This window comes from Paenibacillus xylanilyticus (genome assembly GCF_047246825.1).
Taxonomy (GTDB): domain Bacteria; phylum Bacillota; class Bacilli; order Paenibacillales; family Paenibacillaceae; genus Paenibacillus; species Paenibacillus xylanilyticus_B.
Genome location: NZ_JBFOLB010000001.1, coordinates 873,150 through 895,166, shown reverse-complemented (window position 1 = coordinate 895,166; position 22,017 = coordinate 873,150). Strand labels below are relative to the sequence as shown.

Genomic DNA, 22,017 nt, shown 5'->3' with positions numbered 1-22,017 from the left:
CCATATGACGAATCAGGATCCACAGGAGCTTCTGAAGCAAAAACACGAGCAGGATGAGCACAAAAGGCAGTTCACCAATTTTGCCCGAAGTGTATCGGGACAGGGTGAAGTTGAAGCAGGCCAAGAATTCAGCCATGACCGACAGGACGACGATCAAAACCGCATGAAATCGGTTGAAAATAAGCGCGCCTGATCCTAACCAACCCAATTCACGAATAAGCTGATCCTTTCTTTGGATCGGCTTATTCTTTTTATTTTCACCCACAAATACTATTGTTAATTAATACGTCAGTTTATTCGTTTCTTTTGAAAATTATCCGACAAATTCTTATTCCATGGCAACCCTCACCTGGATTTCGGTCAGAAATTGATCGGTAATGATGGTATCTCGATTATCAATTTCATAAATTTCGAACGGGTCTCCCAACAGCCGAAATCCATGTTCACCTGCATAAGCGACGACATCTTGCATTTTCTCATGACTTTGACGATAATCTCCACGATAGTAGAGCGATAGATAATCCCCAGCCGGCAGGCTGTAATCGGGGTCGATCAGTCCGGCTCCATCAGAATCAAAAATAAAGAAGACGGAGTTAAAAACATCCCTCAAGCCATGATTCAATTCCTCAAGCGAGACGGATGCCCCATACAATTGATTGCCAAAATCCAGGATGTGTCCTTTATGCTTCTGATGCAGCTTCTTAATGGCATAATCCATCTCCTCATCCCTCGTTATGCGTGTATTTAATTGCAAACAAGGTCGTTCAGAGTATGTTTTGATGGAGAAAACACCCGTCTTGATTAGCATTGCTTCGGTCAGTACCTTGATTCTGCCTTGAATGATACGTTGCGTAGTTTCAAGCTTTGCAACCTGTTCCTGAATCAGTTCTTGTTCCTTGTATAACAATTCGAGTGTGTTTTCAACACTTTGTTGATCGAGGTACGCTTTGATCTGCTGCATCGTAAAATCCAGCTGACGCAGGTCACGGATGATATTTAATTTGTACATATCATGAAGACTATACAGACGGTATCCGTTGCAATCTCGACGAGTGACAAGCAATCCCAGTTTTTCATAATAACGCAGCGAGTCGACACCTATTCCATAGAGCTTGGAAATTTCATTAATTTTATAATCGTTCTTCATTAGTTTCCTTTCCTGCACATATCTATTTTATGCGTATGCGTAAGAGGTGGGTATGCCGTACACTTCCTTATACAATACCTTTCTCACCATTTCAAATTCACTTGAGGTCAAAGCTTTTGGATAGCTCATGATCTGCAGAGGCATGGCGGGCTGTCCTGGACGGAGTGCCGGCTGAACATAAGTATAATCTTCCAGGCGGAATCCCAAACGCTCGTAGAAACCGATTCTTCTTCGTCTCAGGTCATCGTCGGGCAATTCGACTTCCAGGATAACTGGCATGTCGGACTCTTTCATGAAACGCTCCATGATCTGCTTTCCGATGCCACTTCCGCGAGTGGATGGAGAGACTGCTACATTTTCAACGTACCTGAAGGTCTCGAACTCCCAACCTGCGAGAAAACCAATCACTTCATTCTGCCCGTTCTCCTCAGTGAGAAGTCGATAACGCGAATTGGATAACAGCTTCTTCTGTTCGGCGTATTCCCGATATTCTGATTCGGGAAAAGATTGCTTCAAGATTTCAAATACTTGATCAAACCGATTTTTAATCATCATTGTTCCCCCTGATTCGTGAAAAACCACATTTCGATATGGATTACGATAAACCCTGGTACGATACCAGAGTCAAGTCGGGTGAAATAAGTGTTCTAAAAGGAACGATTTGAATCTATACATTAATTCGGTATTTTCAACTTTAAAATGAAACTACAAAAAATGCCCAACGTATCAGTTGTTTGAAGGTCTGAACACTCTGCTGCAGCTTGGTTATAAACCGCACGAGAAATTCTGAACGACACGACTTTCTTGCGTCAGGGTTACAGGATATCGATACACATAAGTCTATCGAATGGAGAATGCCCGTGAGAGAACGAATGGATAACACGGAATCACCCGGAGAACGGAATGCAAAAGCAATGCGAGCAATGGTCTATGACACATACGGAACACCCGATGTCCTACGAATAGAAGAGGTGGACATTCCTGCACCAAAGGAAGATGAAGTGTTAATTGAAATCCATGCCGCATCGGTTAACTCCTGGGATTGGGATCTCCTTCGCGGAAAACCGTTCGTCAACCGGCTCGGTGCAATGCGGAAACCACGTTATCGTATTCTTGGTGCAGATATTGCAGGACGGGTAATCGCGGTTGGAGCAGCTGCCAAACAATTTAAGCCCGGTGACGAGGTGTTCGGGGATCTATCCGGCTCTGGCTGGGGCGGGTTTGCGGAATATGTATCTGCCAGAGAGGATGCGTTGACAACCAAACCCGCAGGAATTAGCTTTGTGCAGGCGGCTGCCATCCCACAAGCTGCTGTACTAGCTTTGCAGGGACTGCGTGATCAAGGGAAATTGCAAAGGGGACAAAAAGTTCTGATCAATGGAGCCGGTGGCGGAGTCGGGACGTTTGCAATTCAATATGCCAAATTACACGGGGCAGAAGTAACTGCGGTTGATCGCGACGGGAAGCTGGATATGCTGCTTGGTATAGGGGCCGACCGAGTGTTGGATTATACGAAAGAAGACTTCACTGCATTGGGATCCAGATATGACTTGATTGTTGATGTTGTCGGAAACCGTTCTGCTTTTGCTTTGAGGCGTGTATTGGAGAAGGGCGGTACCTATGTGATGATTGGAGGCCTCATGTCAAGCATTCTCCTGAATCTGCTGTTAAGCCCGTTTTTTTCTTGGCTTGAAAAAAAGAAATTTACGTTACTTTTCCATAAACCGAACCAGGGAGACCAGATGGTTTGGAAGGAGCTTGTCGAAACAGGTCAGGTCAGGCCAATCATTGATCGGCAGTACCCTTTATCTGAAGGAGCTCAGGCACTTCGTGATATTGGTGAGGGTCGTGTGAAAGGAAAAGTGGTCGTCTGCATGAAGGAACCTGACCAACACATAAAATGAATATGAGATCGACAAAGGGAGCTGACCATGTTTTACTCATTTACTGACGGAAAACGATAGTCCATTAAAAAACAGCAGTCTCCCGTTTCGAGTGAACGATTCAGAGACTGCTGCTTTTATGTTGGAATCCGCCTGCGACACCCACAGACGTTCAGCAAGATCCGTTATGTTGAAAATAAAGCTTCTGTTGCAACCGGTTGATGCACTGACAGTGGCTGAAGAGCGGTGGTCCGATCAATATGAATAAACGCATCATAACGATCCGCCATGCTGGAAGGTACATAATTGCCGTATCGCTCATGATCAGGATTATATACCACACCGATCGCACGGTGGCCAATGGTTTTATGCAAGACGGAGGATGTATCGGAAAGCATGACCATGCCATCCCGGCCTTCACCTGCCCGGTGCATGTAATCCTCCCAGCTCCCTGGCTGTCCTGGTGGAACCATCATTTTCTCCACAGGATCTCCCCATGCTCTTCCCGCGAGAACCTCACCCTGATAGGTTCCGAAGCCAACGGCAAATACCCGATGCTCAGGGTCTTCTCGCAGCAGCTGTCCCACATTCACCATGCCATCCTGTATCATATCCGTTGCCCGCGCGTCACCAATATGCGTATTGTGCTCCCAGACAATGGCTTTGGCAGATCTTCCATAATAGGCCATGATTCTCTTTAACGATTCAACCATATGTTTGTCCCGAACATTCCAGGATTGCGGACCGCCACGGACCATCGTACGATAGTAGGCCTCGGAGCTGGAAGTAACCAGCATATTGACCTCAGCATTCAGCTCTTCCTCACTACCCGGATGCGTCATGCGCCGATCCTGCATTTGTTTTAGCAGTTCAACCACTTCATTCTCACAGCTCTCCGAAAGCAATCCTGCCGCGATGCCATAACTCTGATGATCCTTGCTGTAAGGATCAAAACAGGCGTATGTACGGCGTGCCTGTTCCAGTTGAGGAGACTTTGTCTTCTCCAAATAACCGATAATGGCCTCCATCGATTCCCACAACGAATACATGTCTATTCCATAAAATCCAACCTTCGGACGTTCATTGCTTTCAGTGTGATTGGCTGCATTATGCTCTTTCAGCCACTCGGCAAAATCACAAATATCCGTGTTCGCCCACATCCAGGTTGGCCAGCGGGTAAAATCGCCCAGTGCTTCGGATGCCGAAGAATCGGATCCGGCCATTCCTTTCACATACCGGTTCAGCCGATAAGCAGCGGGCCAATCACCCTCCACGCCGATGATGTTGAATCCTTTGCTTGCAATCAGTCTCTTCGATAGCTCGGCACGATACCGATAGAAGTCAGCTGTCCCATGGCTTGCTTCGCCGAGCAGCACAATATCTGCATCTCCGATCGCGTCAACCATGCGGTCCAGATTCTCCATGCCATCCAAAGGGATAAATAAAGCATTCAGTTCTTTCAAATAAGCACTCTGCTCTGATTGAATATTATTGGTACTCATAAAATAAACCTCCTAAGGTAATATGAGTAAATTATCTCCGGTTTGTCCATTTTATAACCAATTCAAGCTATCTAAGTTTACAATCTTATTGAAGGAACAGGACATCGTCCTATTGCCGATTACGGTGATAAAAAAGGAAAAGTGACTAAGGGCCAACTCGATAACATAATTTGTTATATGGAGAAACGCGGTATAAATTATCGAATAATCTGATCCCTATTTCTAGATCAGGGAAGGGGGAGAAATGAAGAAGTCAACCAAGGATGTTAACCGAAACGCTGCAGCAAAGATGGGTTGTTTTATTTCTGCAACTCATCAGGCGGAATTCCAATCCGCATATGACGAGGCAATGGCCCTTCTCCCAAGACCTACTTTGACTCAGGATGTTGAAACGGAGTTTGGTACGGTGCGTGTTTATACATTCACCTATGAAGCTAACCAGGAGAAAGAACCGTTGTTATTATTACCAGGACGTTCTTCTTCAACGCCCATGTGGGAACCCAATCTACGGGGATTAATGAGCGAAAGACCGGTGTTTGCACTTGATTTGCTGGGAGAAGCGGGGATGAGTCGGCAAACGAAGATAATAGCAAATCAAAAGGAGCAGGCGCGCTGGCTGCATGAAGTATTTACCCGTTTAAAGCTCGAAAAAGTACATCTGGTCGGCGTCTCCATTGGTGGGTGGACGGCTATGAATGTAGTCCGCTTTTATCCGGAAAAGGTGGCCTCGGTCAGTTTGTTGGACCCAGTGTTTGTTTTTGCACCTATTTCACTAAAAATGATAGCTGCATCCATCCCAGCATCCGTTCCGTTTGTGCCCAAATGGATTCGCGAAAAAATGCTCAGCTATATATCCGGCGGGGCGAAAGCGGATGACAGTGAACCGATTGCCAGATTAATTGAATCCGCAATGAGCACCTTCAAGGTCAAGTTGCCTGCGCCGGATCTGTTCAGCCCCTCAGATTTACAGAAGATCGAAGTACCTGTACTGGCTGTAATGGCACAGAACAGCACCATGCATGATTCGGCAAAAGCGGTAAGGAACGGCACTACAAATGTTCCCTGTCTTGAGATGATAAACTGGCCCAATGCCTCACACGCAATTAACGGGGAGTACCCGGATCAAGTTAACGCCAAGATTGCTGCTTTTGTAGAACAGCACTCTAACGATTCCATCTAGTGAGAATGGAGATTCGAGACTAGAATGAAATGTAGTATTCACGTATATCTTTTTAAATTGGTGAATGTAAGAATAGACGTGTGATAATGCGGTCAAACAAAACAGGCGAAGAACCCTAAAAATTTCTTGATTAGAGAAAGGAGCGAACAGTGATTGACCATCTAGGTAGGTTTCCGAGAGTGATCATAAGTATAATGATTATTCTTGTCTCAACCTTGCTATTCTGGCGGCTAATGAAATGGTTCCAACAAAGTTATATGGAGTCTGGCTATAGCCAATTACTTCATCTTCTCATGGGTGTAACTATAACTCTCCTGGTATTGATGACTTTGTATATTGTTGGGGAATGCAATAAAGAGAACTTAGGCTGGAGGGAACATAATTCTTTTAAAACAAAATTGAGTTCATTTATTTCTGGTTTTCTGATCTGGCTCATTCCCGCAACGTTGGGGGTGACTCTTTGTATCACTCTAGGCTGGAGCAATGTCATCATATTAAACACCTCCATTAGCAATATGCTAATAGGTGCTGGGCTTCTCATGATTTCCGTTTTTCTCATTGAGGCACTACCTGAGGAACTTATATTTAGAGGTATGATATTTAAACTTCTGCAGACGATCCTACCACAATGGTCTGTTGTAATGATTCAAACGGTACTCTTTTCATTGTTTGCTTGGGGAATCGGGGCAATGTATTCTTCAGAACAAATTCACTTTTTACCAGGATTTGCTCTAATCCTAGGCTATCTGCGAGCAGTGTCAGGAACAGTATGGGTGACAGTCGGTTTTCACACAGCTATCATGACGTTTACCCAATTCCTCAATCCAATTCATAGTTATGCATTGGTAGAAGGGATGAAAGCACTGCAATTCACGGCCTTTGTATTGTTACCATCGGCATTAGGCGGAGTATTCTTAAGTTTTTTGTATCCAAAGCCTGATTGGAAGGGGATTAGCCCAAATTAACAATGTAATAAAAGTTAATTGAGATTGATAATGAAATTACTATTGGACCTAATAATCACGAATATCAAAAAAAGAACCTGACAACATTGCTCAGGTTCTTTTGTATTGCATATAAACAGGCACGATGATATGATCAGTTTACGACTTTCATTATGTATAGGCATAAATAATGTATCTTACACTCTAAGTGTAACATGGCGGTGAAATCTTGTCAAAGGATTTTTTTAAAAATTTGATGGTAGGAGAGATGTTGAATGAGTTCTCTGGTTCTCAGTTTCCATGAGATCGAAAAGACACAGCTTTGGCTCGTTGGAGGGAAGGGGTTAAATTTAGGGGAACTCTCTAGAATGAAAGAGATCGAAGTACCGGAAGGGTTTTGTGTTACAACAGTGGGATATCAAAAAGCTCTTGAACAAAACGCAACGTACCATGCTCTGCTGGGTCAACTAACCTTGCTAAAAGCAGAAGATCGAGAACAAATTGGCGAAATCAGCAGGCAGATTCGGCAAATCATTTTGAACTCGGAAATTCCTTTTGACGTTGTGGAAGCAGTTGGACACTATCTCAACCGGTTTGGAGATGAACATGCTTATGCCGTACGTTCCAGCGCAACTGCTGAAGATTTACCACATGCCTCTTTTGCTGGTCAACAAGACACCTACTTGAATATCATCGGCAAAGAAGCCATTTTACAGCATATCAGCAAATGTTGGGCATCCCTGTTTACGGATCGCGCAGTAATCTACCGTATACAACATGGATTTGACCACAGCCAGGTTAATTTGTCTGTTATTATTCAAAGGATGATCTTCCCGCAAGCTTCAGGAATTATGTTTACCGCTGATCCGATTACGTCCAACCGAAAACTGTTATCCATCGATGCCAGTTACGGACTTGGAGAAGCATTGGTGTCGGGCTTGGTATCTGCCGATGGTTATAAAGTAAGGGGTGAGGAAATCGTCGATAAGATGATCGCAGCCAAAAAATTGGCTGTCTATGGACGAAAAGAGGGCGGAACAGATACTCTTCCGATCGATCCTGAACAGCAAAAGACTCAATCGCTAACGGATCAACAAATTTTAGAACTGGCACGCATAGGAAGACAGATTGAAGCTTATTTTGGTTCCCCACAGGATATCGAATGGTGTTTGGCCCATGGCACATTTTATATTGTGCAGAGTCGGCCAATCACGACATTGTATCCCATTCCTGAAGCGAATGATCAAGAAAATCACGTTTACGTATCTGTCGCTCATCAACAAATGATGACGGATCCCATGAAACCTCTTGGAATGTCTTTATTCGAGTTAACCTCTTTTGGACCCAGGTTTAGAGCTGGTGGAAGGTTATTTGTTGATATCACACAGCATCTGTCTTCGCCTGACAGCAGAGAAATTTTATTAAATAATCTGGGATCCGACCCGCTCATAAAAGGTGCGCTTATGACCATAATAGAGCGAGATTTTATAAAATTGTTACCAACAGACAAAAAGGAACCTTACGCCAATAAAAGCAATAAAGGGATGTCTGCCGACATTCAGCCACAGCCCGAAATTGATCCGGCAATCGTTCCTAACCTCATTAAAAATACTCAATCATCAATAGAAGAGTTAAAACAAAATATCCAAACAAAATCGGGATCTGATTTAATTGATTTTATTCTGGAAGATATCCAGCAATTAAAAAAGATCTTATTTGACCCGCAAAGTACGGCTGTGTTTATGGCGGCTATAAATGCTACAACATGGATCAATGAAAACATGAACAAGTGGTTAGGTGAAAAAAACGCGGCAGATACCCTTTCTCAATCTGTACCGGGTAATATTACTTCGGAAATGGGTCTGGCGCTATTGGATGTCGCGGATGTGATTCGCCCTTATCCGGAAGTCATTGATTATTTGCAGCATGCAAAAGAAGATCACTTTTTGGATGAACTGCTTACGTTTGATGGAGGAAAGGAAATCCAAAACGCGATCCTTGATTATCTCAGCAAATACGGAATGCGATGTACCGGAGAAATCGATATTACAAAAACTCGTTGGAGTGAAAAACCAATTGCACTTGTCCCCACGATTCTTGGTAACATCAAGAACTTTGAGCCTAATGCAGGCAAACGGAAATTTGAGCAAGGGCGTCAGGAAGCTTTGGAGAAGGAACAAGAGTTGATAGGCCGATTGAAGCAATTGCCGGATGGTGAACAAAAATCCAAAGAAACCAAACGCATGATTGACATCGTCCGGAATTTCATCGGTTATCGGGAATATCCCAAATACGGTATGGTTAATCGCTACTTCGTTTATAAGCAGGTTCTATTGAAAGAAGCCGAGCAACTCGTTCAAGCGGGCGTTATTCATGAGAAAGAAGACATATACTATCTTACTATAGAAGAACTTTATGAAATTACACGTACCCATAAATTGGATTACCCTATCATCAACGAGCGGAAAGAAGAATACAAACGTTATGAAAGATTGACGCCACCACGTGTAATCACGTCTGATGGTGAAATCATTACAGGGGAGTACAAACGGGAAAATTTGCCGGCTAATGCGATTGCAGGATTACCTGTTTCTTCCGGAGTCATAGAAGGAAGAGCACGTGTCATTTTAAACATGGAAAATGCCGATCTGGAAGATGGTGATATATTAGTCACCTCCTTTACTGACCCTGGCTGGACACCATTGTTTGTATCCATCAAAGGCCTAGTCACCGAAGTGGGTGGACTGATGACCCATGGAGCCGTTATTGCAAGGGAATATGGGCTGCCAGCAGTTGTCGGAGTGCAGAATGCGACCAAACGGATCAAAGATGGGCAACGCATTCGGGTTCATGGAACAGAAGGGTATATCGAACTGTTGTAACCTTCAGCCAAAAAGATTCATAAGCATAAGAAATACCACAGACAGTGCTTGAGGAATATTAATACAGATCATTTAAAGTCGCTATTTTAGCGGCTTTTTTGTTTTAGGCGTATAAGTTTGATCGGGTAGTGGTCAACGCTCGCGAATGGTCGTATATTTATAGTATGTGTATCGTGGTGTTGAACATGGACCACATTGCGCAAGGATAACGACTTTACATAAAAGGACGGGGAAACATGGACTTTAAACCGCTTGCTTCATTCATTGACCGCATTACATCCTGGAGGATTCCATGGGCAGAAGTGTTGGTTATACATCAAAATGATACCGTTTTCCACTATCGGAACGGTTACGCCAACCTGGAGGAGAAAACGCCCATCGGTGATGGGGCCATCTTCAATCTTTACTCCATGACCAAAATTATGACTTGCGTAGCAGCGCTTCAGCTTGTAGAAAGAGGGCATATGTTGCTCAGCGATCCGGTGTCCGACTACCTGCCAGAGTATGCAGATATGAAGGTGAAAAATGTATTGCCAAACGGAGAGGTTAGGCTGGAAAAAGCAACAAGGCCGATTACGGTACGCGACTTGTTTACGATGACCGCCGGGTTCTCCTATGACGTTGGAGCACCATCCATCCAGGAAGCGGTGCAGAATACAGACGGAACATTGCCGACCCGCGAATTTGCGAAAGCGCTCGCTAAGGAGCCGCTTCTGTTCGAACCAGGTACACACTGGAACTATAGCATGTGCCATGATGTTCTGGGAGCTCTGGTTGAGGTTGTTAGCGGCAGACGCTTTGGGACGTATCTGCGTGAAGAAATCACTGGTCCGCTCGGCATGAACGATACAGCGTTCGATCTGAACGAAGAGCAGCAGGCCCGACTGATTCCACAGTACGCATACAATGATGAGCTTGAACAAGCCGTACGTATGGACGGAAATGGATTCCGGGTAGGCACCGAACTGGAGAGCGGCGGCGCTGGGCTTTTATCTACGGTTAGCGATTACGCGTTGTTCCTGAACGCGCTTACTGGGCGCGGAACCAGTCCGGAAGGCGTTCGAATCCTGTCACAGGCTTCAGTGGAACTGATGCGAACAGATCATCTGAATGAGATGACCCGCCCTGACTACTCATGGGATCACATGGGGGGGTACGGTTATGGATTGGGTGTACGCACTCACGTTTCCAAGTCAGGAAGCGGCTCACTCAGCCCGCTTGGCGAATTTGGCTGGAGCGGTGCTGCCGGGTGTATGGCCATCATTGATCCGGACTCCGAGCTTACTGTCATGTATGCGCAGCACCTGCTGAACAGCCAGGAGCCTTACATTCAGAGACGTTTGCGAAATGTCGTATACTCCTGCTTGTAATTTGGAAGCTGAGATATGATGCGGTACAGAGTTCTAGCATGTTGAGTAAAACAGAAAACATTAGAACATAGAAGAAAAGAAACAGGGAGACGTCATGTGTTCCTGTTTCTTTTTGTCTATAGGTGCGTTTCTTCAGTTGATGTCTGCACTGGTCATTTTCACTCACCTACCACAAGTGGGCTCTGAATTGGGACTCGGCGAAATGCATATTGGTGGCAATAATCGTCATAATAAGGAAATGCTGCTGGAAGAAGGGAGGTATACGTAGTGGATGAACAATCTGCCACGAACACGAAAGATGAAAACATCACCAAAAGTCTGAACGAATCCATTCGCAGAATTGAAGAAATCTTTACGGATACTCCCGATCTGATCATTCGAAAGTTATGCATCAAACAAACCGGAGAACAAGCTGCCATAGTCTATATGGAAGAATTGACAGACAAAACGTCACTTAATCATGATGTTCTTGCTCCTCTTCAGCTTGAAGCCGGGAACGCTTCCGAAGATTTCATTACTACAGTGGGTTATGTAAAACCCCACTCCAAGTGGAATGAACTCAAACTTTCCATTATCCTCGGCTACAGCGTGTTGTTTATTGAAGGTCGTAGTACTGCCTATGCATTGGATACAAAAGGATTGCCGCAACGAGCTATTGAGGATCCTCAGCAGGAACCCTCACTGAAAGGGGCTCATCAAGGCTTTATAGAGACCGGTTCTCAAAATATAGCCATGATCCGCCGTTATATTGCGGACAAAGAGCTAAAGGTGAAGCGGTATATTGTTGGAAAACGAGGACAAACGGCAGTTTCTTTGCTTTATTTGGAAGATGTAACCAAACCGGATATCATTAAAGCACTCGAAGAACGAATTCAATCCATTGACGTGGATGCCATCATTAACACCGGAGAATTGGTTGAATTCATTGAGGACCAACCGCTTGCTTTGCTTCCTCAAATGATTACTACGGAGAGGCCCGATACGGCCGCTTCTCAAATATTACAGGGACGTTGTGTCGTTGTAGTCGATGGTTCGCCAAGCGTTTTGGTTGCTCCGGCTACGTTCATGTCTTTTTTTCAGACGGTTGATGATTACAGTTCCAGATGGTCCATTTCGTCATTTCTTAGAATATTGCGTATCTTTGCCTTTTTCATCGCAATTTTTTTACCTGGCTTTTTTATATCCGTGATTTCGTTTCATTTTGAGATTATACCATTGAAGCTGCTATTAACACTTGGTGAGTCACGAGGGCAAGTTCCATTCCCGCCATTTGTTGAGGCGATCATTATGGAAATCACACTTGAGATGTTAAGGGAAGCGGGAGTTCGTCTTCCAGCTCCAGTAGGACAAACGGTAGGAATCGTCGGCGGTATTGTCATTGGACAGGCAGTTGTCCAGGCAGGGTTAATCAGCAACGTAATGGTTATCGTGGTGGCTTTTACAGCGATCTCCTCTTTTATTATTCCCAATCAAGACATGATGGCAGCTGTACGGATCATGCGGTTCATGATGATGATTCTCGCTACTTGGTTCGGGTTCATCGGTCTGGTCGTGGGCATGATGAGCTTCATTGGCCGGCTAATAACATTAAACTCGCTCGGTACCTCTTATAGCACGCCTATTGCTCCATTTAGGGCCATGGATTGGAAGGATACCTTACTGCGGGTACCGTTGTGGATGATGAACAACCGCCCTGTAAGCACGAAACCACGCCAGTCAAAAAGACAGGGGAAAAGCAGAGGATGGAAGGAGAATAAATAGAGATGAAGTCATTACGCCCGGTAACTATGCTTCAATTCATTCTTATTATTTCTACTTTCCAAATCAGTGTTGCTTTTTTGTCTATTCCAAGAGAACTTGCAAGGCATGCGGGGACAGATGGCTGGATGGTGATTTTTTTGGGATGGGGGCTGGCAACATTAGCCTCCGTAGCGATCGTCAAGTTGATGAAATATAATCCAGACAGCACGATACTGGAATTGATTCAGCGGTATATCGGCGTGTGGGCAGCAAAAGCAGCTTCTTTTATATTTATGGCCTATTATTTGCTTCTGGCATATGACGGTTATATGATTGCTTCACTTGTCATTAAATTATGGTTATTGCCGAGTACATATATTTATGTTCTACTCCTGCTGCTGCTCATCCCCACATTCCAGATTGCGCAGCATGGCTTTCAGGCGATCGGGCGGTACAGCGAAATTGTCACGATACTCTCATTATGGATTCCGTTCATTTATGTATCTACACTTAGTCGTGCACATTGGCTCTATTTACTGCCGCTTTTTAAAGAGGGATGGTTTCCTGTTCTTTCATCCATAAAATTTATGATCTATCCGATGCTCGGCATCGGTCTGGTTTTGTTTCTCTACCCCCATCTAGTTAACAAAGAAAAAGCACTACCTGCCATGATAATCTCCAACACGCTCACTTGTATTGTTTACTTGGGGATCACCCTGATTTGTTACGTGTATTTTAGCCCTGATGAGATCGGGGAGTATAACGATCCGGTAATTAGCATAATGAAGTCCATTGAATTTCAGTTTATTGAGCGGGTAGAGGTAGTATTCATTGCTTTTTATGTGTTTGTGTTCTCATGTATATGGATTCCCTCCATGTATCTTGTATCGAGATGCTCAGCGTCGCTGGTGGGAAAAGGGCAGGAAAGATACCACCTTGCCGTGTGGTGTATTGTCATTGAAATCAGCTTTTACCTCTATCGGCCTGGCTTTATTGAAGTTGCGCAAATAAACTACGCACTTAATTTAATTGGATTTATCATGGAGTTTGCTCTGCCTGCGGGCGTTCTTCTGTATGTAGCGATTCGCAAAAAGAGGGGAGGGGGGAAACACACATGAGATGGTTCGGAAAATTTATTATCTTGAGTGTGTCCTGTATATTGCTGGCTGCACTCGCAGGTTGCGCCAATGACAAAACCAATTTAGAAGATGCAACGGTTCCCCTGGCTCTTGGATTGGATGTCAAAGATAAAAAGCTCCATTATTTCATTTCAGCACCCGTATTCAGTAAAGACATTCAGAAGAAAACCCGCGAAGGGGAAGGAATAGCAGAAGGTTTAAGACAGTCTAGGAATCAGCAGGATGCCCAATTTCCTGGTTCGCTTGCGGGACGTAATTTTCAAGTGATTATTGTAGGGAAACAATTGCTTCAATATAAGGATTGGTTTAACATACTCGATGTCACGTTCCGCGATCCTCGCAATACGATTACCGATCGCATCGTTGCTTTTGATGGTCCTATTGAGGATGTTTTTCAATTGCAACCCAAAGATCAACCGCCGTTACCATTATTTATAAGAGCCATTGTCGATTCAGGAAGTAGAAGTTCAGCCACGGTAAAAACAACCGCGCAGGAGCTACATAGACAATTGTATGACCGAGCGATGACGCCTTCCATCTCGGAAATCAAGATCGAAAATAACAAGATCTTGCTAAAAGGAACAACTCTTTTATCCCGAAAAGGGCAGTACAGAACATCTCTGACCTATCAGGAAACGACACTTCTTCACATTTTGAAAAATGAAGCTGAGCCAGGAGTCAGTCTCACTTTTGCTGTTGACGATTTACAACAATCCATGCCTTTTAACATCGACAAAGTGAGTTTTTCTTTAGGTGACATATCCGTTAAAATTAAATCGTCTCATGAAAATGGCAGATTTCAATTCAAAATTAAAGTTAAGTCGATCATCAGTATAACTGAGAAGTTTCTTGAATTTGAACTGTTGCAAAATTCCGAGGAAATGGCAACTAAATTGAGCGAGGAAATGAAAAAGAACATTGAGAAGCTCATCAAAAAGTGCCAGGACTATAATATCGATCCTGTCGGGTTTGGGTTATTTGCCAGGGCATATCAGTACCCTTTATACAAAGAAGTACAGGACAATTGGGGGGAAGAACTATCCCGAGCCCATTTTGATGTGGATGTTGATCTTCGAATCGCTGCCACTGGAGCAGTGGAGTAAACTAAACATGATGTTAGACCATTTGAAGCAAGTACATGCATAGGCACAGAAGTCCTATACTTTAAGTATAAGAAGTCGCTGAATTAGCGGCTTTTTGTGCATTAAGGAATATCGACTGTTTTTTTGCTATGCTCGAATGCAACTAACACTCCGTACCTGTAATTAAGCGTTGTGATTGTGAATACAATCAGTTTATAATGAGTAAAAACTCACTCAAAAAAAGGAGAGAGATCGTTTGCCGCGTAGCAAGGAACAGTTCGAAGAAATGCGCAAAGCAACTAAGATGAAAATTCATGCGTCTGCAATGCGATTATTTGTCCATCAAGGGTACGGTTCAACGAATGTTCAAGATATCGCAGACACTGCAGGTATCAGTATCGGACTATTGTATCGACACTACAAAACAAAGGAAGAGTTATTTCATGAATTGGTTACCTACGCAGTTGAAGGATTAAAACGCAATATTACTTTTTTCAACCAATCCGATTATTCTCCTAAAGAGTTAATTGCACAGTTTGTAGACGAAGTATACAGCGACTTGAGTCATGGGGAAGATCTGGCTAATCTGCTAATTCTAATCAATCAATCTCTTTTGGCTGGAGCCGACACAAATTCTGATCAATATGAAGAGATCCTTCACGTAAATAGCCAGCTTATGGATTCTACGGTACAGCTCATTCGCAAAGGTCAGCAGCTTGGGGATTTTCGTTCCGGTAATGCGCAAGAAATGGCTATTTTTTTGTATGCTTCGATTCAGGGTTTGGCTGAAATGAAAGTTTTGCTTAAGAGTGGCTTCACCGTGCCTTCACCGACTATCATCACTGCATTTCTAATGAAGGAAAAGGAGTGATCCAATTATGTTTCGAGTGGTTAGAGCAGATCAAGCCGAGTTTGATGTGAGACAAGGGATAAGTAAAATATTTGCTGATGGATTCACGCAATGGCTTGGCTTTTTCTCAAGAGATCCGCTAAAGATTGCCGATACGTTTGCCCATATGTTTGTATTGGATCAATTTTATGTAGCGCTAAATGGGAAAGAAGTCGTGGGAATGGCTGCCTGCACGGATGGGATTTCACACTCGGTAAGACTGGATAAAAAGGAACTCCGTAAACATTTAGGCTTTTACAAGGGTACGATGGCAGCCATTTTTCTAAAGAAAGAATTTGAAGCTCCCTTTGTTCAGCCTTCAAACGAGGTAGGTTCTATCGAATTTGTAGGGACGGCGGACGAATTCAGAGGACAGGGCGTTGCTTCACAATTAATTCTTCACATCATCAAGCATACCCCTTATGAGGTTTACTTGATTGAGGAAGTGGCCGATACCAATATTCCTGCCATGAAAATGTATTCAAAATTAGGTTTTGAAGAATACAAACGCAGACCAATTCCCAACAAACGAGCTCAAAAAATCGGGATTAATTACATTGTATCATTGAGATATACGAAGTAGCCGATCTAGCCTTCTAGTAAAATAGATCATCGCAACAATAACGGAAAATAAAATACGTAACATTTATTATGTAAACTAAATTAATAAAACAGAAGCTAATACGCATATAGCATTTATATTAGCGAGAAAGACAAACGTATAAACACATTACATTTAATCGAGTACAAGAGACTCGGACGCATGCTTAACTCCGTTACTCCCGTTACTCCTTACATTATATAAGTGGTAGCGGAATTAAGCAGCTATCCTGTTCTTTACTTTAAGCAGGGAAAAGCGGATTCCCGTTCATGCCAATCCAGAGTCCGGAAGTTTCCAACTGACCAGCCAGATGGAGCAGCCAGTCTTCACGCCCTTTGGTTGCCATAATCTGCACTCCCATGGGCAAGCCATCAGGCGTGAGGTGAAGGGGAACACTCATCGCTGGCTGACCTGTCAGATTGGCGAGCTGGGTGAATGGAGTATAGGTGAGACTTGGCTCAAACATCTCATAGATCAATTGCTGCTGATGCAGCTTGTCCAATTCGCTAATCTGCATCAGATGTTGAATCTGCTCTTCATCAGGTGTTAATTCTCCAACCTTTGGTGCTGGATAAGCATTAACAGGTGTTACATAAAAATCATACCGCTCAAAGAGCGTAGACATCTGCGCAGCAGCCACGTCCCATTCAGCAAGACTATGAACGAACTCTGCGGCCGATACCTTTTTGCCTGCTTCAGCCAGAACCCAGGATTCAATCTCCATATCGCCCGAGGTCAAGGGTCTACCCATAGCATGTTCCATGGAAGAGATCATTGCCGCCATTTCACCGCTGTTCATCATATAATAGTTCTCCATCAATCGAACACCGTTAACCGGACTCAGTTTTTCCTCAACGAGATGACCTTGTTCTTCCAACCAGCGGACGAGTTTGAATACGGCTTCCTTGGCATCATCACTTACCGGGGTGCCCACCGGTGAATCCGTGGTATATGCAATCTTCAGTTTGCGTTGATGAGGATAGTTCATATCGGCCAAATAACTTCCCGGAAAGAGCGGAGCATGAAACGCAGCCTCAGGCTGAATCACCTGCAACGTATCCAGCAGGGCTGCACTGTCTCGCACGGTACGGGAGAGCGCAAAATCAATGGATGCACCTTGCCATTGACGGCCCACCCCTGGTCCTACAGGTGTCCGCCCACGTGTGGGTTTGAGTCCGAAAAGTCCGCTGAAGGAGGCTGGAATACGAATTGACCCGCCTCCGTCACTAGCTCCAGCCAGCGGGACGATCCCCGAAGCAACAGCTGCTGCGGCACCACCACTTGAACCTCCAGGAGAGTGGTCCGTGTTCCATGGATTGCGACTCGGCCCGTGAAGACGAGGTTCGGTAATATTTTTCAGGCCAAATTCCGGTGTATTCGTATGTCCGATAATTACAAAGCCCGCATCACGGAGGCGGGTTACAAAATTTGAATTACGCAATGCCCGATGATCCTTCAGCAGACGAGAACCTGAAGTCAGTATCTCACCCTCCAGCGATTGGGAGATGTCTTTAAGGAGCAATGGCACGCCTGCAAAAGGCTGCTCGCCCGGGCGGACATAGCCCGCTTCCGTACGTGCGCGTGTTTCATATGTACGAATGACCGCATTAAGCTGCGGATTAACTTCTTCCAATCGCGCGTAGGCCGCTTCCAACAATTCAACCGGAGAAACTTCCCGTGCTCGAATCAGTTCAGCCAAACCTATAGCATCGTAAGAAGTATATGAAAATGAAGACATGATGATCGTTCCTCTCCAAATATATTAATGATTACAACAATCACTCCATATGTCATCGTACCACTGGAATTGTTAAAAGACAAAAGGCACTGCACATCTATGGAGATGCGTCAGTGCCTTTTCATTTATTTATATCATCATAATTAGTCTGTCCGAAGCTTTGGAGCTGCATCTGCAGCCGTGAAGGACCGTTCCTGCTGTTTGGATATGGCGAACAGGGCAACCCAAATCAAAATGAACCCAAGTAATTGTTCCCATGTGATAAGCGTCCGGAAAGCAATCCAATTTACAAGCACACCCGCCATCGGGAAGCTAAGCTCCGCCAGTGTGGCCACCGAAGCTTTGGTGGATGAGAGACCTTTATAATATAGCAGTAAACTCAGTAATCCAGGCAATAGCGCCTGGCCCAAAATGTTAAGTGCAACAGCCGCTTGTTCGCCTGTACCCGAAGGCAGTGTCCAGGCAGCACCTTCGTTCCAGGTCATAAAAATCAACAGCGGGAGAGCTACGACGAAGCGAAGGGAGGTGACCGTTTCATAACGGGTTTGCCCCAGCATCAGTCGTCCCATCACCGTAGATCCGCCCCATAAGGCTGCTGCCCCAAGAGATAACAGGCTGCCTGCATGAATCCAGTTGTTCCAGTTTCCAAGCGGAAGCGTGAATCCGAACGTGAGCAGATAAGTTCCTATAAGAGCAACGATGAATAACCAGCCGAAACGGCGCGGTAATGTTTCCTTAAGCAGGATCTTGGCCAAAACAATCGCGAAGATGGGCTGCATTTTTTGCAGTAACAGTACCGTATTCGGATCATTGTGTGTAAGTGCCAGCGTGAATAAGACCGTGGCCAGTGCTGAACCGCCCCATGAAATAAAGATAACGGCAATCCAGTGGCGGGCTCGAAGATTTTTCAGATCGGCGCGGAATTTCCACAGGACAGGAATAGCGATTAGACTCACAATGATATGTTCCACTAGTACAATCTGGGTAGAGGTCATCGTTTGCAATAAAATAATGCGGAACAACGGATCCACACCCCAAAGGGCTGCACCGAGAACAACGAGCCAAAAGCCGGTATTGCTTCTTTCCTTGCGATAAACGCTTGATGCATGTTGGGTCTTTTCCATATTCAGGACTCCTTCGTCAGAACACGGAATCTTCAGTTGGCAAAATCGACAAAAGCCCCCGTTTTGGCATACACCAAATAAACGGGGGCTCATCCATGGACATAACATCAGGAAAGAAACCTTCCCCGGAAGTGATATGTCATGTGTTGATCTTCTCTCATCCGGACTGTACCGTCGGCCTTGGAGTCACACCAAGTCAGTCGCCGTTGTCCATAGCAGTCAACAGCGAGTCGCGGGCTGGTTCCGAAGAACATCACCGCCGGTTGGGAATTTCACCCTACCCCGAAGATCCTATTCAATTTATAGGTTGTTGTACAAGTTGTAACATTAATAAGTTCATCTTATTCCTGTAAGCGCTAGCAGTTCAAGTACTTTTTTCAGAAAACGATATTCCAGCTTCCTTGCTGCCTGCGGAGAAGTACGATCTGTCCGGCGTGATAAGCGTCATGAAGGACCCAGCGGGCGAGTGTTTGAGCCCAGTTTTGTTCGGAATCCAAATAGGCTTCTTCAAGTCTGGAATCCTGTAACGTAACCAGGTTATCGTGCAACTGCTCTGCCAGCTTAGTGGTTCGCTCCACAAGTTGGCTCCAGCCAACCTGGTCCAAGGGGTCCCCGGGTTTGCCAAACGTAGCTTCATTCGATTCGGCAGCGGGTACAGATGGAGCCTGACCTTGAAGACGCTCTAAGATCCGCTCGTTGTAATAATACATATGATTGACCAGCTGCCATATAGTTAGTCCTCCTGAGGGAGGGATCCAAGCTGCTTGATCTGCGGTCAGCCCTTCAAGAGCCTTCGACAATGGGACGATCCAGTTACATTGATCCCAGGTATCTTCTTTTTGAATAACCAACACATCTAATGCAGTTGTAACAGACGTCATCTTTAAAGTTCAATCCTCTCTTGTGGAACTCATCTCATGATTTGCGTCTTCATGCTTGTAACTAGCTAATATGGTTTGAAATGGTTACAATTAATATAACACAATTCGAAAGAAGGTAACCATCTTTTTCTATTTAGATAGTTACAATAACGGAGGTATAGATGGATAGGTTATGGACAGATTTTGTGAATAGCGACTATCATGATTGGCGCGGCGGGGATCGATCTGAAGACAGACTGGGAAAAGCAAGCTGGCAGCAGGATTTCTTGAATCGTTGGCAATTAGAAGCACAAGTGCCGGCATCGACTGAAGAGGAATCCGCCATGAGAAGCTTTAGAGATGAGTTACAGTCTCTGGCTATCCGTTTATCAGCGGGAACGCCCCTAACGGAGAAGGATCAAGCATGGTTAAATGACTTCATGCGGAGTGGTGGGGTGATCAGACGACTAATCTCACAGGATCAAAGACTGGATGTTAAGCTGGTTCCCATCCATACGCATTGGTTTCAGGTGATGGCAGAGGTCGCTGCTGACTTTGCCATGACACTGGTGGAGGGCGAAGTAAAGAGAATTCGATGCTGTGACAATCCGGACTGCCGCTGGATCTTCTATGACAATACTCGCAGTAGGACACAGAAATATTGCGATGATAAAATGTGCGGCAATCTAATGAAGGTGAGACGTTTTCGAGCGAAAAGTAAGCTGGAATCCAGTGGAGAATAGAATGAAGTTTAACAATGTAAGACCTATCATCACTATAGATTGAAGTTTGGTGTACCAGAATTAATAAATATTAACACTTAATATATAATGTATATATACTAGCGAAAATATAGTCATGAATCATATGTAAGGACAAGCAATGCGGATCAGATCATTTTACAAACCATTACGATTGGAGAGGTGTCTCATAGGGACAGGTTATCTATTGAAAAACGGTTGTGTAGTATCATCGGGAAAGTACCCTTTCATACCCGGAGAATATCAGAGGTGTGAAGGAGCGTTATTTCTCCTCTAGCGACCAATTGCTCACGTATGGACTTGCTATTCGCGGCCGAGAGTTTAGCCATTGGGATACCACGGTGCAGGACATTCAGGTCGCAGAAGAACTGGACGCAATTTGTTCGATGCATGTCGGGTTTGGCAGCTGGGGATCTGCAGATCGTTCCATTAGTCGAATGTACGAGGCAGGGCTGCTTACCCCGCGAATTAATGTCGTTCACGGCAATACAATGGGCATGGATGAATTTAAGATGCTGGCAGACGCTGGAGCCTCTTTGTCAGTTACGCCTGAAGTAGAGATGATGATGGGACATGGCTATCCGGCTACAGGATATTTTCTGGAACATGGTGGCGCCAACGCTTGGAGTGGATGTGGTGACTTCGACAGGTGGAGATATGTTTTCACAGATGAAATTTGCTTTGCAAGCTGAGCGTTCCAGAACGAACGAGTTATTGCTGGCGCAAGGTGAAATGCCGGGAGAGCTGAGTTTGCAAGCGAGTCAGGTACTGCGGTTTGCAACTTCGGCCGGTGCACAGGCTTTAGGGCTGGAGCGGAAAACAGGTTCAGTCATACCAGGAAAAGAAGCTGATTTGATTATGAATCGTACAACCGATCTGAATTTGTTCCCCGTTCACGATCCGATCGGTGCTGTTGTGCAATTCGCCAATCCATCCAATGTGGACACGGTCTTTGTTGCAGGAAAACTTATGAAGCAAAATGGTAAGCTGCTGCATGTGAACCTGGACGACATTCGAAACAAAGCGATGGAAAGTAAAAGAGCCTTCACTCTAGGAACGGCTCTTTTTTTGAATCAATTTAGTCGTATTTTTAAAACCAATCGTGGTTAAAGAAAGGGTTGTTGACAAATATAACGCTTTCCACTAAGATAGCCATATAAGTTAATAATGAATTT

At 44.6% G+C, this 22,017-nt stretch carries 19 protein-coding genes, 1 pseudogene and 1 riboswitch; of the genes and pseudogenes, 14 read left to right on the top strand and 6 right to left on the bottom strand.

Going from position 1 to position 22,017, the window contains the following annotated elements; all coding sequences use genetic code 11:
* The first annotated feature begins 4 nt into the window (after positions 1–4).
* Positions 5–193 carry a hypothetical protein gene (locus AB3N00_RS03710; RefSeq protein WP_347380904.1) on the top strand — a complete coding sequence of 63 codons (189 nt, stop codon included), beginning with the start codon at positions 5–7 and terminating at the stop codon, positions 191–193.
* Between the two features lie 135 nt (positions 194–328).
* Here the strand turns inward: AB3N00_RS03710 and AB3N00_RS03705 are convergent, their stop codons facing one another.
* Complete coding sequence (locus AB3N00_RS03705; RefSeq protein WP_413033357.1) at positions 329–1,147, bottom strand: MerR family transcriptional regulator; 819 nt, start codon at positions 1,145–1,147, stop codon at positions 329–331.
* Between the two features lie 27 nt (positions 1,148–1,174).
* Positions 1,175–1,699, bottom strand: coding sequence for a GNAT family N-acetyltransferase (locus tag AB3N00_RS03700; protein WP_413033356.1), 525 nt, complete (start codon positions 1,697–1,699; stop codon positions 1,175–1,177).
* 308 nt (positions 1,700–2,007) lie between these two features.
* Here AB3N00_RS03700 and AB3N00_RS03695 point away from each other — a divergent pair, with 308 nt between their 5' ends.
* The gene (locus AB3N00_RS03695; protein WP_413033355.1) at positions 2,008–3,051 is read left to right on the top strand and encodes an NAD(P)-dependent alcohol dehydrogenase; all 1,044 of its coding nucleotides are present in this window, start codon (positions 2,008–2,010) and stop codon (positions 3,049–3,051) included.
* 164 nt (positions 3,052–3,215) lie between these two features.
* On the opposite strand, the gene AB3N00_RS03690 is transcribed toward AB3N00_RS03695, so the two are convergent.
* Positions 3,216–4,532 carry an erythromycin esterase family protein gene (locus tag AB3N00_RS03690; RefSeq protein WP_413033354.1) on the bottom strand — a complete coding sequence of 439 codons (1,317 nt, stop codon included), beginning with the start codon at positions 4,530–4,532 and terminating at the stop codon, positions 3,216–3,218.
* 244 nt (positions 4,533–4,776) lie between these two features.
* Between AB3N00_RS03690 and AB3N00_RS03685 the strand changes: the two genes are divergently transcribed.
* The 10 genes from AB3N00_RS03685 to AB3N00_RS03640 all read left to right on the top strand — a co-directional run bounded on the left by AB3N00_RS03685 (position 4,777) and on the right by AB3N00_RS03640 (position 16,341).
* On the top strand, positions 4,777–5,712 hold the full coding sequence (locus AB3N00_RS03685) for an alpha/beta fold hydrolase (RefSeq protein WP_413033353.1): 936 nt from the start codon (positions 4,777–4,779) through the stop codon (positions 5,710–5,712).
* Between the two features lie 194 nt (positions 5,713–5,906).
* Entirely contained in the window at positions 5,907–6,677 is a 771-nt protein-coding gene (locus tag AB3N00_RS03680) for a CPBP family intramembrane glutamic endopeptidase (protein ID WP_413033352.1), read from the top strand.
* 254 nt (positions 6,678–6,931) lie between these two features.
* Positions 6,932–9,538 carry a phosphoenolpyruvate synthase gene (gene ppsA, locus AB3N00_RS03675; protein WP_413033351.1) on the top strand — a complete coding sequence of 869 codons (2,607 nt, stop codon included), beginning with the start codon at positions 6,932–6,934 and terminating at the stop codon, positions 9,536–9,538.
* 236 nt (positions 9,539–9,774) lie between these two features.
* Entirely contained in the window at positions 9,775–10,908 is a 1,134-nt protein-coding gene (locus tag AB3N00_RS03670; protein ID WP_413033350.1) for a serine hydrolase domain-containing protein, read from the top strand.
* Between the two features lie 112 nt (positions 10,909–11,020).
* Positions 11,021–11,176, top strand: a complete 156-nt coding sequence (locus AB3N00_RS03665) for a hypothetical protein (protein ID WP_413033349.1) — start codon at positions 11,021–11,023, stop codon at positions 11,174–11,176.
* Positions 11,176–12,669, top strand: coding sequence for a spore germination protein (locus AB3N00_RS03660; protein WP_413033348.1), 1,494 nt, complete (start codon positions 11,176–11,178; stop codon positions 12,667–12,669). The genes AB3N00_RS03665 and AB3N00_RS03660 overlap by 1 nt, the downstream gene beginning before the upstream one ends.
* Before the next feature lie 2 nt (positions 12,670–12,671).
* Positions 12,672–13,766 (top strand): GerAB/ArcD/ProY family transporter, encoded by a 1,095-nt coding sequence (locus AB3N00_RS03655; RefSeq protein ID WP_413033347.1) that lies wholly within the window; start codon positions 12,672–12,674, stop codon positions 13,764–13,766.
* A complete protein-coding gene (locus AB3N00_RS03650; protein WP_413033346.1) occupies positions 13,763–14,890 on the top strand; it encodes a Ger(x)C family spore germination protein in 1,128 nt (375 codons plus the stop codon). Before AB3N00_RS03655 ends, AB3N00_RS03650 begins: the two co-directional genes overlap by 4 nt.
* 235 nt (positions 14,891–15,125) lie before the next feature.
* Positions 15,126–15,740 (top strand): TetR/AcrR family transcriptional regulator, encoded by a 615-nt coding sequence (locus AB3N00_RS03645; protein ID WP_413033345.1) that lies wholly within the window; start codon positions 15,126–15,128, stop codon positions 15,738–15,740.
* A gap of 7 nt (positions 15,741–15,747) precedes the next feature.
* Positions 15,748–16,341 (top strand): GNAT family N-acetyltransferase, encoded by a 594-nt coding sequence (locus AB3N00_RS03640; protein ID WP_413033344.1) that lies wholly within the window; start codon positions 15,748–15,750, stop codon positions 16,339–16,341.
* 259 nt (positions 16,342–16,600) lie between these two features.
* Here the strand turns inward: AB3N00_RS03640 and AB3N00_RS03635 are convergent, their stop codons facing one another.
* The 3 genes from AB3N00_RS03635 to AB3N00_RS03625 form a co-directional block, all read right to left on the bottom strand.
* Positions 16,601–18,097: an amidase gene (locus AB3N00_RS03635; protein ID WP_413033343.1), complete on the bottom strand. Its 1,497-nt coding sequence runs from the start codon at positions 18,095–18,097 to the stop codon at positions 16,601–16,603.
* Between the two features lie 143 nt (positions 18,098–18,240).
* A complete protein-coding gene (locus AB3N00_RS03630; protein ID WP_413033342.1) occupies positions 18,241–19,221 on the bottom strand; it encodes a DMT family transporter in 981 nt (326 codons plus the stop codon).
* A gap of 145 nt (positions 19,222–19,366) precedes the next feature.
* Positions 19,367–19,515: riboswitch (FMN riboswitch) on the bottom strand.
* An 83-nt stretch (positions 19,516–19,598) separates the two neighbouring features.
* On the bottom strand, positions 19,599–20,102 hold the full coding sequence (locus AB3N00_RS03625) for a DinB family protein (protein ID WP_413033341.1): 504 nt from the start codon (positions 20,100–20,102) through the stop codon (positions 19,599–19,601).
* A 161-nt stretch (positions 20,103–20,263) separates the two neighbouring features.
* On the opposite strand from AB3N00_RS03625, the gene AB3N00_RS03620 reads away from it, so the two are divergent.
* Positions 20,264–20,824, top strand: coding sequence for a CGNR zinc finger domain-containing protein (locus AB3N00_RS03620; protein ID WP_413033340.1), 561 nt, complete (start codon positions 20,264–20,266; stop codon positions 20,822–20,824).
* Positions 20,825–21,048: 224 nt separating this feature from the next.
* A pseudogene (locus tag AB3N00_RS03615) lies at positions 21,049–21,952 on the top strand (amidohydrolase family protein); the annotation flags it as partial.
* Positions 21,953–22,017: the final 65 nt, after the last annotated feature.